12 protein-coding genes and 1 tRNA gene are annotated in these 13,670 nt (G+C 70.2%); 3 read left to right on the forward strand and 10 right to left on the reverse strand.

Translation table 11 applies throughout. The annotated features are described in order from the left end of the window. Window positions 1–4: 4 nt before the first annotated feature. Window positions 5–520 (forward strand): inorganic diphosphatase, encoded by a 516-nt coding sequence (locus tag FXO23_RS23430; protein WP_158887684.1) that lies wholly within the window; start codon window positions 5–7, stop codon window positions 518–520. A gap of 82 nt (window positions 521–602) precedes the next feature. On the opposite strand, the gene FXO23_RS23435 is transcribed toward FXO23_RS23430, so the two are convergent. The 7 genes from FXO23_RS23435 to FXO23_RS23465 form a co-directional block, all read right to left on the reverse strand. Then, entirely contained in the window at window positions 603–2,279 is a 1,677-nt protein-coding gene (locus FXO23_RS23435) for an MDR family MFS transporter (protein WP_158887558.1), read from the reverse strand. A 211-nt stretch (window positions 2,280–2,490) separates the two neighbouring features. Beyond that, window positions 2,491–3,759, reverse strand: a complete 1,269-nt coding sequence (locus FXO23_RS23440) for a serine hydroxymethyltransferase (RefSeq protein WP_158887559.1) — start codon at window positions 3,757–3,759, stop codon at window positions 2,491–2,493. A 118-nt stretch (window positions 3,760–3,877) separates the two neighbouring features. Further along, window positions 3,878–4,300, reverse strand: a complete 423-nt coding sequence (locus FXO23_RS23445) for a CGNR zinc finger domain-containing protein (protein ID WP_158887560.1) — start codon at window positions 4,298–4,300, stop codon at window positions 3,878–3,880. Beyond that, window positions 4,300–4,728 (reverse strand): uL11 family ribosomal protein, encoded by a 429-nt coding sequence (locus FXO23_RS23450; protein WP_158887561.1) that lies wholly within the window; start codon window positions 4,726–4,728, stop codon window positions 4,300–4,302. The genes FXO23_RS23445 and FXO23_RS23450 overlap by 1 nt, the downstream gene beginning before the upstream one ends. 85 nt (window positions 4,729–4,813) lie before the next feature. Further along, window positions 4,814–5,338, reverse strand: coding sequence for a gamma carbonic anhydrase family protein (locus tag FXO23_RS23455; protein ID WP_158887562.1), 525 nt, complete (start codon window positions 5,336–5,338; stop codon window positions 4,814–4,816). Between the two features lie 81 nt (window positions 5,339–5,419). After that, window positions 5,420–6,670, reverse strand: a complete 1,251-nt coding sequence (locus FXO23_RS23460; RefSeq protein WP_158887563.1) for a M14 family metallopeptidase — start codon at window positions 6,668–6,670, stop codon at window positions 5,420–5,422. A gap of 175 nt (window positions 6,671–6,845) precedes the next feature. Next, complete coding sequence (locus FXO23_RS23465) at window positions 6,846–7,436, reverse strand: TetR/AcrR family transcriptional regulator (RefSeq protein ID WP_158887564.1); 591 nt, start codon at window positions 7,434–7,436, stop codon at window positions 6,846–6,848. Window positions 7,437–7,615: 179 nt separating this feature from the next. Between FXO23_RS23465 and FXO23_RS23470 the strand changes: the two genes are divergently transcribed. Beyond that, window positions 7,616–8,077, forward strand: coding sequence for a GreA/GreB family elongation factor (locus FXO23_RS23470; protein WP_158887565.1), 462 nt, complete (start codon window positions 7,616–7,618; stop codon window positions 8,075–8,077). A 195-nt stretch (window positions 8,078–8,272) separates the two neighbouring features. On the opposite strand, the gene FXO23_RS23475 is transcribed toward FXO23_RS23470, so the two are convergent. Continuing rightward, window positions 8,273–8,346: transfer RNA gene (locus FXO23_RS23475), tRNA-Thr, on the reverse strand. Window positions 8,347–8,486: 140 nt separating this feature from the next. Between FXO23_RS23475 and FXO23_RS23480 the strand changes: the two genes are divergently transcribed. Beyond that, window positions 8,487–10,172: a hypothetical protein gene (locus tag FXO23_RS23480; RefSeq protein WP_158887566.1), complete on the forward strand. Its 1,686-nt coding sequence runs from the start codon at window positions 8,487–8,489 to the stop codon at window positions 10,170–10,172. Window positions 10,173–10,255: 83 nt separating this feature from the next. Here FXO23_RS23480 and FXO23_RS23485 read toward each other — a convergent pair whose 3' ends face one another. Both FXO23_RS23485 and FXO23_RS23490 read right to left on the reverse strand, forming a co-directional pair. Then, a complete protein-coding gene (locus FXO23_RS23485; protein ID WP_158887567.1) occupies window positions 10,256–11,458 on the reverse strand; it encodes a DNA polymerase III subunit delta' in 1,203 nt (400 codons plus the stop codon). Beyond that, complete coding sequence (locus FXO23_RS23490) at window positions 11,455–13,542, reverse strand: bifunctional MFS transporter/dTMP kinase (protein WP_158887568.1); 2,088 nt, start codon at window positions 13,540–13,542, stop codon at window positions 11,455–11,457. The genes FXO23_RS23485 and FXO23_RS23490 overlap by 4 nt, the downstream gene beginning before the upstream one ends. Between the last annotated feature and the right edge of the window lie 128 nt (window positions 13,543–13,670).

Below are 13,670 nucleotides of genomic sequence, written 5' to 3' on the forward strand. Positions count from 1 at the left end.
CGGCGTGGAATTCGACGTCACGATCGAAATCCCCAAAGGGGAACGCAACAAGTACGAAGTGGACCACAAGACGGGCCGCATCAAGCTGGACCGCACGCTGTTCACCGCCACCCAGTACCCGGCCGACTACGGGTTCATCGACGACACCCTGGGCCAGGACGGTGACCCCCTCGATGTGCTGGTGCTCGTCCAGGAGCCGACCTTCCCGGGCTGCCTGATCCGCTGCCGGGCGATCGGCATGTTCCGGATGACCGACGAGAAGGGTCCGGACGACAAGGTCCTCGCGGTGCCCTCGGACGACCCGCGGCTGGAACACCTGCGCGACATCCACCACCTGAACGAATTCCACAAGCTGGAAATCGAGCACTTCTTCCAGGTGTACAAGGACCTCGAACCCGCGAAGAGCGTCGAAGGCTCGCAGTGGGTGGGCCGCGTCGAGGCGGAGAGCGAGATCCAGCGCTCCTACGAGCGCGAGACCGACCGCCTCGCCAAGGAAGCCGCCGACTCCGGCGAGCACTGAGCTTCCCCGGTTCCTTTCATGAGGGGACCCCTCCGGACAAATTTCGTCTGGAGGGGTCCCCTCATGACATTCGGTCCCGGGATCAGTGGGCGAGGGCGAGGGCCGGGGCTTCGGCGGCCTCGTCCTCGGCGCGCCGCTCGAGCGCGGACTTGTCCGAGAGCGGCTTCTCCTTGAGGAACCACACCAGCGCGAACCCGGCGGCCAGCACCAGCCCGCCGACCACGAACACCGTGCTCATCGCGCTGGAGAAGCCTTCCAGGATCGGCCGCGCCAGCGCCGGGTCCAAACCGGACAGGAACGAGGTGTCGTTCAGGTCCATCGACCCGGAGCCCAGCTGGCGGGCGACGCCCGCGTTGGCCGGGTTCGCCAGCGCCGCGGGGTAGGCCGGGGTGGCCATCGCCGACTGGACCGCCGCGGCGATCCGGCCGCCGACCACGCCGAACAGGATCGACATGAACACCGCCGTGCCCGCGGTCCCGCCGATCTGCCGGAAGAACGTCGACGACGAGGTCGCCACGCCCATGTCCTTGGCGGGCACGTCGTTCTGCGCGGCGAGCTGCAGCGTCTGCATCGAGGCGCCGAGCCCGAGGCCCAGCACGAAGGCGATCGCCATGACGGTCGCCAGCGCGGTGTCCACGCCGATCGTCGCGAACCCGAACAGCGCCGCCGACATCAGGCCGAGCCCGGCCACCGCGAAGGCCTTGTACCGGCCGGTCCGCGAGATCACGATCCCGCTCGACATCGTGGCGACCATGATGCCCAGCGTCAGCGGGAGCAGCTGCAACCCGGCTTGGGTCGGCGTCGCGCCCTTGACGATCTGCAGGTACAGCGGCAGCGACATCATCGCGCCGAACATGCCGACGCCCTGCACGAACGTGATCACCGTGCTCATCCGGAACACCGGGCGGCGGAACAACCGCAGCGGCAGCAGGGCGGCGTCGCCCATCCGGCGTTCCACCAGCACGAACGCGATCAGGCCGACGGTCCCCACGGCGTAGGTCAGGAGCGAGAGCGGCGAGCCCCAGCCCCATTCGCGGCCCTGTTCGGCGACGATCAGCAGCGGGACGATGCCCAGCGCCAGGGTCACCGCACCGAGAAAGTCGATCTTCTGCGCCACCCGGGTGTGCGGGATGTTCAGCACCTTGCTCACCACGACCAGCGCGGCCAGCGCGATCGGCACGTTCACCAGGAAGACCCAGCGCCAGCCGGTGACCCCGGCGAACGAGTCGAGACCGGCGAAGAAGCCGCCGACCACCGGGCCCGCGACGCTGGAGATGCCGAACACGGCCATGAAGTATCCCTGGTAGCGGCTGCGCTCCCGGGGCGAGGTGATGTCCGCGATGATCGCCAGCGCGAGCGACATCAGGCCACCGGCGCCGAGCCCCTGGAACGCGCGGAACGCGGCCAGTTCGTACATCGAGCCCGCCATCCCGCTGGCCAGCGAACCGGCCAGGAACAGCGAGATCGCCGTGAGGTACATCGGCTTCCGGCCGTAGAGGTCGGAGAGCTTGCCGTACAGCGGCGTGGACAGGGTCGCGGTGATCAGGTACGCCGTCGTCGCCCAGGCCTGCAGGGTCTGCCCGTGCAGTTCGTCGGCGATGGTCTTCATCGCCGAGGACACGATCGTCTGGTCCAGCGCGGCCAGGAACATCCCGAGCATCAGCCCGGAGAGCACCGTCAGGATCTGGCGGTGCGAGAGGGCGCCGCGCCGGGAGGCGGGTTCCGCCTCGGGCGCCGCGTCGTTCGCCTTGGTCGACATTGCTTGCTCCTCAGGTCCCCAGCAGGTCTGCGTCTCGCAGTTGCTTGCATCATCCAACTACTTGATAGACGCAATGATTCCCGAGAAGGTTGCACTCAGCAACTAAGTTTTCTGTGACCCTGCTCTCCACGCCCCGGGCCAGCCCCCGGTATACGAAAACGCGCGCACTTTCGGAGGCCGGGCTTCCGAAAGTGCGCGCGCTTTCGCGGAATCAGGCCTGGTAACCCGGGATGGGGTAGGCGGTGAGGAGTTCGCGGACCTCGCCCGCGACGGCCTCGATGGCGGCCTCGTCCTCGGCGGCGGCCGCGGTGACCGCGCGGTCGATCCACTCGGCGATCTTCGGCTGGTGCTCCGGCGTCAGGCCGCGCGTGGTGATCGCCGCGGTGCCCAGGCGGATGCCCGAGGGGTCGAACGGTTTGCGCGGGTCGAACGGCACGGTGTTGTAGTTCAGCTCGATCCCGGCCCGGTCCAGCGCCTGCGCCGCCGGCTTGCCGCCGATCTGCTTGCTGGTCAGGTCGACCAGCAGCAGGTGGTTGTCGGTGCCGCCGGAGACCAGGTCGAAACCGCGTTCCAGCAGCGCTTCGGCCAGCGCCTTGGCGTTGGCCACGATCGCGTGCGCGTAGTCGCGGAACTCGGGCTTCGCGGCCTCGCCCAGCGCCACCGCGATCGCCGCCGTGGTGTGGTTGTGCGGACCGCCCTGCAGCCCCGGGAACACCGCCTTGTCCACGGCCTTCGCGTGCTCGGCGTCGGACAGGATCATCGCGCCCCGCGGCCCGCGCAGCGTCTTGTGCGTGGTCGTGGTGATCACCGGCGCGTGCCCGACCGGCGACGGATGGGCGCCGCCCGCGATCAGCCCGGCGATGTGCGCGATGTCAGCGACCAGCACCGCGTCCACCTCGCGGGCGATCTCGGCGAACGCCGGGAAGTCGATGATCCGCGGGATCGCCGTGCCCCCGGCGAAGATCAGCTTCGGCCGGTGCTCCCGCGCCAGGTCGCGCACCTGGTCGAGGTCGACCCGCCCGGTCTCCTTGCGCACGCCGTAGCGGACCGGGGTGAACCACTTGCCGGTCGCCGAGACGCTCCAGCCGTGCGTGAGGTGCCCGCCGTCCGGCAGCGCCATCCCGAGCACGGTGTCGCCGGGTTTGGCGATCGCCAGGTAGGCGGCCAGGTTCGCCGGGGACCCGGAGTACGGCTGGACGTTCGCGTGGTCCACCCCGAACACCGATTTCGCCCGCTCGATCGCGAGCTTCTCGACCTGGTCGATCAGCTGCTGGCCCTCGTAGTACCGCTTGCCCGCGTACCCCTCGGAGTACTTGTTGGTCAGGACGGTCCCGGTGGCCTCCAGCACGGCCTGGGAGACGTAGTTCTCCGAGGCGATCAGCCGGATCTTCTCGTACTGGCGGCGGGCCTCGTCCTCGACGAGCCCGGCGAGTTCCGGGTCGGCGGCGGCAAGGGTGGGGATGGCTGGCTGGTGCGTCATGTCCGTACTCCTGACAGGGCCGGTACTGGCCACACCCAGGCGCGCGGTGCGGGCCGCGTCTTCGCTCCCCGGTGGTGCTCCACCTCGATGGCGCCAGTCGCTGCTGCGGGTCCCGATGCTAGTGGACGTGGCTAGTGGCGCGGTCGAGATGCGGGCGATGTTCGGCACACCACCGGCGAGTGCACCCGTTGGTGCGATCGCAGAACGCCCGACCGCAGGAAGCGCAACGCTTGATCCGCCGCCACCCGCCCACCGCGACCAGTTCGGCCAGCCCGGCCGCGCCCGCGACCAGTTCCCCCGCTCCCCGGAGGGCGGGCACGTGCACGATCCGCCAGGCGCCGCCCGCGCGAACGAGCCGCGGCCGCGCCCCGGCGTCGGCGAGGATGCCGTTCAGCCGGTGCGCGGCCGCGTGCTCGTCCGGCAGCAGCGCCACCACCGCGCACAAGGCGGGGTTTCCCGCCGCCAGCAACCGTTCCGCCACCCCGAGTTCCGGATCCAGCGCGCGGAACGGCGGCACGACGGCGTGTTTGCGCGGAGCCATCACGACTCCACGGAAACTCCCATGGAACGGGCGGTGCCCGCGATGGTGCGCATCGCCGCCTCGACATCGGCGGTGTTCAGGTCGGGCAGCTTGCGCTCGGCGATCTCGCGCAGCCGGTCCCGGCTCAGCACCCCCGCGCTCTCGTGCCCCGGCCGGGAAGACCCCTTGTCTCCCAAGGCTTTCCGGATCAGGAACGCGGTCGGCGGGGTCTTGTACCGGAGTTCGAACGAGCGGTCCTCGAACACCGTGACGACCACCGGCACGACGTCCCCGCGCTGACCCGCGGTGGCCGCGTCGTAGCTCTTCTTGACCTCGACCAGGTTGACCCCGGTCTGCCCGAGCATCTTGCCCAGGTCGACCACCGGCGCGTTGCCCGCGGTGAGTTCCAGGGTGGCCTGGAACATCTGCTTCTTCTGTTTCGGTGGCACGGTTACCCCCTCGGCTGTCCTGATCTCGACAGCCGAGGACGCTAAGGTCTCCAGTTACTGGAGGGTCAAACCCGAAAGCGCGGGCTCAGTCCGGAATGGGCTGGATCCCCTTCGCGTGCCGCTGGGCGAGCTTGCGGTAGATCTCCGCGTTGTGCTCGACCCAGAGCCGCGCCGAATCGGTCAGTTCCACGTGCTTCTTCGCCGGGCTGCCCATCGCGATCATCTCGGGCGGCACCACCATGTTCGGGGTGACCGTGGCCCCGGCCGCGACCAGCGCCCGCGTGCCGATCTCCGCCTTGTCCAGGACGGTCGACCCGTTGCCGATCAGCGCCTGTTCGCCGATCGTGCAGTCGTGCACCAGGCACTGATGCCCGACCGTCGCGTTCTTCCCCACCACGGTCTCCCCGTCGTTGACGTGGATCACCGAGTTGTCCTGGACGTTGGCGCCCTCCCGGATCACGATCCGGCCGAAGTCGGCGCGCAGCACCACGCCGTACCAGACCGAGGCGTCCTTCTCGACGACGACGTCGCCGATCAGCGTGGCGGTCGGGGCGATCCAGGCATCCGGGTGGACGGTGGGGCTCACGCCCTCGAACGAAAACATCGGCATGCGATCACTGTAAGGCGCGGTCACCCGGCAACGGACGACGTGCCCGCGCGGGGGCACGTCGTCCGTGCGACGGGAGCGCTCCTATCCGGCCGCGCCGATGATCAGGTCGACGGCCCGGTCGTTACGCGTGGTCTCCCGGCCGATCACCTCGTCGGGCGGGTAGAAACCGGGGTTCGAACCGCGCGGATACATCTCGAAGGTGTAGCTGAGAATCTTGTGGTTGCCCCACATCCAGTCGTTGACGCTGCCATCGGTGATGTACAGATCGCTGGACTGCTCGGGCGTGTAGTTGTTCGTCGCCGCCATCTGCCGGCCAAGGTCCTGGAAACGCTTCGCCTCGGCGGCGGTCATCCCGGGTGCCGTGTCGTTGTAGGTGTAGCCGTACGGCCATAGCACCAACTCCGAGTACGTGTGGAAGTCGATGTGCGACTTGATCTGCTGCGCACCGCCGACCCGCCGGGAGTTGACCCAGTTCGAGACGGCCCTGGTCTCCGGCGCGGAGAAGGCGGACGGGCCGCGGTAGGTCTCGCTGCTCGGGCTGCCGCTCGAACCGCCGCAGCAACCCCACTGGAAGCCCCAGTTCCGGTTCGGGTCGGTCCCCTGGCCCTGCCGGTTCTTGCGCCACATGTGGTAGCGCCCGCCGGAGATGTCGTACTCCGAACCGTCCGGGTTCACGTTGGGGATCACCCAGATCTCGTGCGTGTCCACCATCTGCTTGATCGACGCGTTGTTCGCGTACCCGTCGGTGAAGCGGTTGACGATGCGCAGGCACATCTCGGTGGTCAGGTGTTCGCGGGCGTGCTGGTTGCAGGTGAACAGCACCTCGGGCTCGTTCTCGTCGGTGCCCGCGTTGTCGCTGATCTTCAGCAGGTTCAGCTCGCGGCCCTCGTAGGACTTGCCGACGCTGGACAGCGTCGCGAGCCCGGCGTGGTCGCTCACCGCCTTCTGCAGTTCGGCGGTCACCTCCGCGTAGGTGTGGTAGCCCTCGTCGCCGGCCGGGAAGTCCGCGGCCACCGCGCCCGGCTGGTCGAGCGGGCGCTGGAAGGCGCCGCGGGATTCGACGGTGAACCCGAGCGAACGCAGGGTGGCGAGTTGCTGCGCGTTCGCGATCACCACGGTCGAGGTGCCGGCTTCGAGCACGTCCACCCCGGTGTTGGCCACCTGGGTCCGCAACTGGGGCGAATTCGTGCCCAGCACCTCGTAGATGTTCTGCTGCGCCTGCGCGCCGGCGGGCTGCGCACCGGTCGCCGGAGCCGTCGTCATACCGGCCAGCAGGGCCAGGATCGAAACGGCGCCGCCGACGGCGAGCACCAACGAACGTCTCTTACGCATCGTCTTCTCCTAGAGTCTGAACGCTGCCTCGAAGGCGCCTTGAGCAGGGACAAGTGCTTTGGCGCGAACGGACGGAGAGTTCACGGAGTTCGGTGATGCGTGGCCACGCGTACCCACTGTGCGGTGGGGCGGGCGGGGGAACAATCCGTAGCAGGTACTGATCTAAAGCGTCTTACTACCCGTAATTCGCGAGACAGAGCGGCTCCATCTCGGCACGCAGTGTGGCGAACGGCCTAGGCCGGACCCGCTGCTGCACGACGGTGCCGAGTAAGTAGGACAGCAGCGCCCGGGCCCGCGCCCGCGGATCGTCGACGTCCAGCCCGGCGAGCAGTTCGGTGAGCAGGCCGGTGACCGAGCGCAGCATCGCGTCGATGGCCTGCGGGTGCTCGGCCCGGCCCGCCGCGACCCAGTACTCGAACCAGAGGAACGCGGCGTTCGACCGCTCGGCGAAGGTCTCCAGGTACGCCTTCAGCACCGCCCAGAGCCGCGCGTGCGGATCCTCGTGGCGGGCGGCGACCTCCCGCAGCGAAGCCAGGAACGCGTTGATGTGCCCGGCCATCGCGCGGTCGATGAGCACGTCGATGTCGGCGAAGTAGTAGTGGATGGCGCTCTTGGTGAGCGGCCCCTCGTCGGCGATGGCCCGCGCGGTGCAGCCCGCCAGCCCGTCCCGGGCCAGCACGCGCCGGGCCGCTTCGACGATCTGTTCCTGCTTCTGCAGCTGGTTGGGCGAGAACTGGCCTCGCCGCCCGGGCGGCTCGACGGGCACGGGGGCTCCTCTCCGGCGGTTTCAGGACGCTCAGCCTAACTCTCAGGACAAAAGTCCTATCGGGTGCCCGGTTCCGGACTCCGTAGGGCTGATGCAACAAATTCGCGGGAAATGAGTGGTGACACACGACGACTGGCGGCGGGGTTGCCGACGGCGGACAATTTCCGTCGGGAGGCTCAATGGAATCCACCGAACGTGCCCCGCTGAGCGCCGACGCGCGGCGGCAACTGGAGACCGAACTCGCCCAGCTGCGCCAGCAGCGGGCGGCGACCGCGCCCGGGCTCGGTGAGCTCGGCGGCCCCGGGGACAGCGCGGACCAGGCCGACGTTCTCGAACGCGCGGAGGTCGCCGCCTGGCTCGACCGGCGGATCGCCGAAGTCACCGACATCCTCGCCCGGGGCTACCCGGTGGAGTCGGGTTTCGCCGACGGCACCAAGATCACCCTCCGCTTCGACGACGGTTCCGAGGACACCCTGCGGATCGTCGCCGTCGCCGGGGGCGAGGGCGGCGGTTCCTCGGTGACCGCGGACAGCCCGCTCGGCCAAGCACTGCAAGGCCACAAGGCGGGCGACACGATCACCTACCGCACCCCCGGCGGCCAGCTCTCCGCCACCGTGGTCTCGATCAAACCCCCGAAGTAGACCTCGCAACGCAAGGGCTCCACACCGACACGGTTGTGGAGCCCTTTCGCGAGTATCGAACCGGCGCTGGTCGCAGACCGAATGACCAGCGCCCGCCACGGTGCGGAGCTCGCACCGTGGGGGTGTGGGGGGTCGCCCCCCACAACGAACAAGCCCGGGGAAGGTGGCCGATTGGCCACCGACCGTCCGGAAGCGAGCCGCCTGCGGGAATCGAACCCGCGACCTATTCATTACGAGTGAATCGCTCTGGCCGACTGAGCTAAGGCGGCATGGCCGGGGTGTGCCCCATCCAGTGGTTGTCAGTGTAGCGGGCGCGGTGCGCGTCACTAACGGCCCCCGTCCTCGTTAGGCTCCTATGACGTCGGTCTCACCGGTGCTGACCGACCTTGTGCCCAGGAGGACTCTCCCTATGCGCGGACGCCTGCCCCGCACGCTGGTTGTTCCGGTGGCCGCGGCCGTACTCGCTTTCTCGGCCGCCCCGGCGCTGGCCCAGACCACGATTCCCACCACGCCGATCCCGCAACCGGCGAACCCCGGTCAGGCGCCCATCTCGTCACCCTCGCAGCCGCAGCCGCTCGGCCACGCGGTCGGCGACGCGGGCACGGCCCTGGGCATGCTGCGGTTGCTGCCCAACGCGGTGCCGACGAACGCGATCCTGCCCGGGATCGGCGACCAGCTGCCGAAGCAGGCGGCGTTCGAGGGCGGCCTGGGGCTGTCCAGCGCGCAGGCGAACTCCGAGGCCTACCTCAGCTACGAGCGCGCGATCGCGCAGGCTTCGCCGTGGGGCGTCTCGGTCGCCGGCAACAGCCCGCAGCTCCCGGGCAGCCTGGCGCAGACCGCGCTGCCGGACAACCCGCAGCCGGTCACCGGCGGGCTGAACTTCCCGCCGAACCCGCTGATCAACCTGAACCTGCTCAACGGCAGCGCGCACGCGCGGTGGAGCCCGACGCTCGGGCCGTGCGTGGGCACGATCTCCGACGCGAACACCTCGCTGGCCAGCCTGTCGCTGCTGAACGTGATCCCGTCGCTGCCCAACTTCAACCTCGACCAGCTCAACGTCGGCGCTGCCAAACCGGGCGCGAAACTCCCCGAGGGCTTCAACCCGGCGCAGGGCCTGCAGGCCCTCGGCGGCCTGCTCTCCGGCGGCGGCCAGACCAAGGCCGACGGCACGAACTCGGTGCTGAGCGTGCCGAACCTGCTGTCTTCCCGGTCGGCGGTCCGTCTCGTGGACCTGCCGGACTCGAAGAACAAGGCCGTGGAGTCCACCTCCACCATGCAGGCGGGCCAGATCGACATCCTCAAGGGAACGCCCCTCGAGCTGACCCTCAAGGTCGCCAGCCAGCCGACCCTGCGCGTGACCTCCACCGGCAAGAAGGAGACCTCGAAGGTCTCCTACACCGCCCCGGTGATCACCGTCGAACGCCAGGGCAAGGTGCTGTACACCCTGGACGCCGCGCATCCGACCAAGGACATCCCGATCGGGCTCCCGTTGGAGGGCCTGACCAACGCGCTCGGCGCGGGCGCGGAGAAGCTCGCGAACGTGCCGGTCGTGGGCGGCCTGGTCTCCATGCTCAGCGGCGCGACCAAACCGCTCACCGAGCCCGCCAAGGGTTTCGTGCTCGATCTCGGGGTGCTGAAGCTGAGCATCGCCGGCCTGGACCAGAAGGGCCAGGACATGACCGACCCGTTCAAGGGCTACCAGCTCGGCGCGTCGGCCCGGATGCTCGACCTGCAGGTGCTGCCGACCAAGGCGCTCAAGGACGTCCTGCCCGCCGACGCGGCGAAGTCGCTGCCGTCGTCGCTCGCGCAGATCTCGCTCGGCGAGCAGATCGCGCGGGCCTACGCGCCCGAAGGCGGCGTGCAGTGCGGCACCACGGCCCCGCCCGCTCCGGGTGGCGGCGAGCAGCCGAAGGGCAACGTCCCGGCGAAACTGGCGCAGACCAGCGCCGCGTACTCGGCGGTCCCGATGTTCTGGACCGGCACCGCGCTGCTGCTCGCCGGGGTCGTCCTGGTCGCCGCGATGCCGCTGCACCGCCGCCGCGCCACCGCGACCGCCCAGCCCCCGTTCAAACCCTCCCCCCGCCCCCGCGACTGACGGGTTCCCCCTTCCATGAGGGGACCCCTCCAGACAGAATTTGTCCGGAGGGGTCCCCTCATGACACTTCGGGGCAGGTGGGGCTACCCGTGGCGCAGGGTGGTGACCATGGCTTCCACGGCGATGCGGGGCTTCACGTTCAACGTGATCGCCTCGCGGCAGGCGAGGACGGCTTCCAGGCGGCGCAGGGTGGATTCCGGGGTCCACTGGGCCGCCGCAGCGGAGATCTGCTGCGCCTGGTCCGGGTGGTTGAGGACCGTGTTCGCACCGCTGCCGGCGACCAGCACGTCCCGGTAGAACCCGGCGAGGTCGACCAGCGCCAGGTCGAGCGTGTCCCGCTGGGTCCGGGTGGCGCGTGACTTCTGCCGCTTCTCCAGCTGCTTCACCGCGGCTTCCGCGGCGCGTTTCGCCGAGGCGACGCCCTTGCCGGTGCCGTCGCCGCCCATCGCGGTGCGGAGCTCGGACTTCTCGGTTTCGTCGCGGGCCTTGCTCTCCTCGCTCGCGTCCTCTTCGGCGGCCTTGATCAGTTCGTCGGCGCACGCGAACACGTCACCGGGGCGGCGCAGGCCGAGCGGGATCCGGAGCACGGCGGCGCGGCGGTTGCGCGAGTTCTCGTCCATCGCCAGGCGGCGGGCGCGGCCCACATGGCCACCGCACACCGAGGCCGCCCATTCGGCGAGTTCGGGGTCGACGCCGTCGCGGTCGGTCAGCACCCGCGCGATCGCCTCCGGGGGCGGGGTCCGCAGGGTCACCAGGCGGCAGCGGGACCGGATGGTGACGGAGACGTCCTCGGGGTGGTCCGACGGCGCGCAGAGCAGGAACACCGTGCGTTCCGGCGGTTCTTCGACCGCCTTGAGCAGGGCGTTCGAGGCGCCTTCGGTGAGGCGGTCGGCGTCCTCGATGATCACGACCTGCCATTCGCCGGTGGTCGGGCGGCGGGCGGCCGCCTGCACCAGCGCGCGCATCTCGGCGACCGAGATCGACAGCCCTTCGGGCACCACGAGCCGCACGTCGGCATGGGTCCCGGCGAGCGCGGTGCGGCAGCCGGTGCACTCCCCGCAACCGGTGCCGTCGACGCACTGCAGGGCCGCGGCGAACGTGCGCGCGGCGACCGAACGGCCGGAGCCCGGCGGCCCGGTGAGCAGCCACGCGTGGGTCATCCCGCCATTGCCCGCGGGCTCCCCGGCGACGATCCGCGCGGCCGAGTTCGCCGCCGCGGAAAGCGTTTCGACGGCCGGTTCCTGGCCCACCAGTTGCTTCCAGACACCGGTCAGAGCGTCGGTCACCGCGCCTCCACCGCTTCGGCCGGGGCGAGCCCGGCCAGCCTGCCGACCAGGACCGCCCGCACCGCGGTCCGCACCCGTTCGCCGACCTCGTCCTCTTCGCCGTCGCCGTCCACCACGACGTACCGGTCCGGATCGGCGGCGGCCATCTCGGCGAGCAGGTGCTGCACCCGCCACTGCTGCTCGACCGAAGCCTTGCCGCGGCCGCCGTTCGTCCCGGGATCGGCGTCCAGCAGCACGGTGATGTCCGGGCGCAGGCGGCCGGTGGCCCAGTCGGCGAGCCCCTCGAGCTCCTCGGCGTCCAGCCCGGCGACCGCGGACAGGTGCGCCAGCGGCGAGTCCACGAACCGTTCCATCACCACGATCGACCCGGAGTCCAGCGCGGGCTGCACGTCGCGTTCCACGATGTCCGCCCGCACCGCCGCGGCGGCGAGCGCCTGCGCCCGCGCGCCGGACAGGGAAGCGCCGGAGACCAGGGTGGCCAGGCGCTTGTCGTCCAGGGCCGGATCCGCGGCGAGCACGACCTTGCGGGTGCCCTGGCTCAGCCATTCCGCGAGCCGGGCCGCCTGGCTGGCCGTGTCGGTCACCGTGGTGCCCTCGACCGCGATGAGCAGCCCGTTCACCCGCCGCGGGCGGCGGCGCAGCGCGTTGCGCAGGTCCGCCATGATCGTCTCGCTGCGGCGCGAATCCATCTGCCGGTAGGCGAACACGCCGACCAGCGCGGCGAGCACCCCGCCGCCGAGCATCACCGGGCGGGTCCCGTCGATGATGATCGGGTTGCCCCAGACGTCGATCGTGCGCGGGCGCGTCAACCCGATCAGCAGCGGCGCCACGGCGACCGAGCCGCCGAGCACGATCTTCATCATCGACTGGTAGATCGCGTTGATCCGGCCGCGGATGGAGTCCTCGACCTGCGAGCCGATGATCGTGATGCCGGTCAGGAACGCGGCCCCGGCGCACGCGCCGACCACCGCGACCGCGATCAGCGAAACCGCCAGGTGCGGGGACATCGCGACGATGATCAGCGCCAGCCCGGCGAACACGATCGCGACGCCGAACAACCGGTCGTGCGGCAGCCGCCGGGCCAGCTTGGGCGCCCCGGCCATCCCGGCGACCGCGCCGAGGAAGACCGCGATGAACAGCAGGCTGAACGCGGAGTCGCCGCCGAGCAGGCTGGACGCGTACGGCTTCGCGGAACCGACCACGGCCCCGCCCGCGGCGAACGCGCCGGCCATCCCGATCAGCAGCCCGCGCACCAGCGGCGTGGTGCGGATGAACCGCATCCCGTCGCGCATCATGGCGAAGAGCCCGGGAGCGGGCTCCTCGGGCGGTTCGGTCTTCTCCTGCTTGGTCCGCACCGGCGCGTGCGCGTCGCGCAGCGAGAGTTCCGGGATCCGGGTCGCGATGATCAGCGCGCTGGCCAGGTACAGCAGGCCGTTCACCGCGACGATGATCTGCGCGAAACCGAGGCGGCCGAAGATGTCCGGCGGCACGTGCAGCGCCGGCCCGATCCCGGTGATCACCGCGTACAGCCCGGCGCCGGTCAGCACCGCCAGGCCGTAGGTCATCACCAGGCCGAGCTGGTTGGCGGTCTCCACCTGGTCCGGGCGGCGCAGCAGGTTCGGCACCGCCGCGTCCTTGGCCGGGATCCAGATGATCGCGCAGAAGCTGACCAGGAAGTACCCGATGAACAACCACAGCGAGGAGCCGACGATCGCGATCGACAGCAGCAGCACGCAGCGCAGCAGGTCGCAGACGATCATCACCTTGCGCCGGTCGAAGCGGTCGGCGATCAGCCCGCCGAGCGGCGCGAACAGCAGCCCGGGCAGCACCATGGTGAGGATGACCCCGGTGAACGCGAAGTTCTGCGCGGTGTAGTTGTCGGTCATCTTGGTGACCAGACCGGCGAGGCCGAGCAGGCTCAGCCAGTCGGCGGTGCTGCACAGGTAGGTGACACCCCAGAGTCTGCGGAAGGGCTTGATCGCCAGCACGCGCCGCACGCGGTAGATCGTGGACGCGTCGGAGCGCGCCGACGCTGGTGCCTCGGCGCTGGCTACCTGCCGCACGCTCTCGCTGATCAGGCCCACCCCTCTAGCTCCCGCGAAGCCGGTGCGGACCCTGGCGCGGATCCCCCGACCGTGTGGCCAGGGTATCTCTGTCCGCTCACGCGCACCGGGCCTGGGGCGTAGATCAGGGACGACCTGGGGGAAGTCCC

The organism is Amycolatopsis anabasis (assembly GCF_009765355.1).
GTDB classification, from domain to species: Bacteria; Actinomycetota; Actinomycetes; order Mycobacteriales; family Pseudonocardiaceae; genus Amycolatopsis; species Amycolatopsis anabasis.